At 45.3% G+C, this 1,004-nt stretch carries 3 protein-coding genes; 1 reads left to right on the forward strand and 2 read right to left on the reverse strand.

Going from position 1 to position 1,004, the window contains the following annotated elements:
* Both JSN25_RS22160 and JSN25_RS17110 read right to left on the reverse strand, forming a co-directional pair.
* The coding region (locus JSN25_RS22160) for a Y-family DNA polymerase (protein WP_479690807.1) at positions 1–256 on the reverse strand (256 nt) is incomplete at its 3' end.
* A 1-nt stretch (position 257) separates the two neighbouring features.
* Entirely contained in the window at positions 258–677 is a 420-nt protein-coding gene (locus JSN25_RS17110; protein ID WP_008784491.1) for a translesion error-prone DNA polymerase V autoproteolytic subunit, read from the reverse strand.
* Between the two features lie 77 nt (positions 678–754).
* Here JSN25_RS17110 and JSN25_RS17115 point away from each other — a divergent pair, with 77 nt between their 5' ends.
* Entirely contained in the window at positions 755–997 is a 243-nt protein-coding gene (locus tag JSN25_RS17115) for a DinI-like family protein (RefSeq protein WP_204525172.1), read from the forward strand.
* Positions 998–1,004 lie beyond the last annotated feature (7 nt).

Genomic DNA, 1,004 nt, shown 5'->3' on the forward strand with positions numbered 1-1,004 from the left:
ACATTACTCTGCTGGACATATCTGCATAAAGCTCGTAATTGCTGCTGAAACAAACAACGCCATATCGACGGAATAAGTCCTTCTGCTTGAAATACGGATCCCCCATTTTCACACCAGCTCTTTTGGCTTCAGCGTTACGGGCGATAACGCAGCCATCGTTATTTGACAGAACAACTACCGGCCTGCCTTTCAGATCTGGCCGGAATGCAGTCTCGCAACTCGCATAAAACGAATTAACATCAACCAGAGCAAACATATCAGCTTGCCGCTTTCACGATAAACGTCACCACCCCAAAGATATCCAGCGTATCTTCGCTGTTTATCGTAATGGGTGCATAAGCGTTGTTTTCAGGAACAAGCATAAGTATTGGATGTAACTGAAGACGTTTAACCGTGAATTCGCCATCGATGGCAGCGATAACAATATCTCCATGTGAAGGCTTTCTGGAGCGGTCGACGACAAGCAAATCGCCATTCCCGATCCCCGCTCCAGTCATAGAATCACCGGACGACTTCACGAAATATGTTGCACATGGGTGCTGAACTAATAGTTCATTGAGATCAATGCGTTGTTCAACGTAATCATGCGCCGGGGAGGGAAATCCGCATGGAACAAGATCACTAAATAAGGGAAGCGCAACTATCTGGCGCAACTCAGCTGGTGAATAAAACTTCATAATAAACTCACTCGCATTTATACTGTTTATACATACAGTATATACTGGCATTAAGCACAGTAAAGAGGAGTTAAAGCATGTTCGTGGAACTCGTTTATGACAAAAGGAATTTTGATGGGCTGCCCGGTGCAAAAGATATCATTCTGGGCGAATTGACCAGGAGGGTTCACCGGATCTTCCCCGATGCTGATGTTCGGATTAAACCGATGATGACACTGCCGATGATCAACACTGACTCCTGCAAGCAGGAGAAGGAGCAGATAAGCCGTACTGTTCAGGAAATGTTTGAAGAAGCTGATATGTGGCTGGTTTCAGATTAAACGCCTT

Origin of the sequence: Citrobacter cronae (assembly GCF_016893685.1) — a bacterium.
Lineage (GTDB): Bacteria > Pseudomonadota > Gammaproteobacteria > Enterobacterales > Enterobacteriaceae > Citrobacter > Citrobacter werkmanii.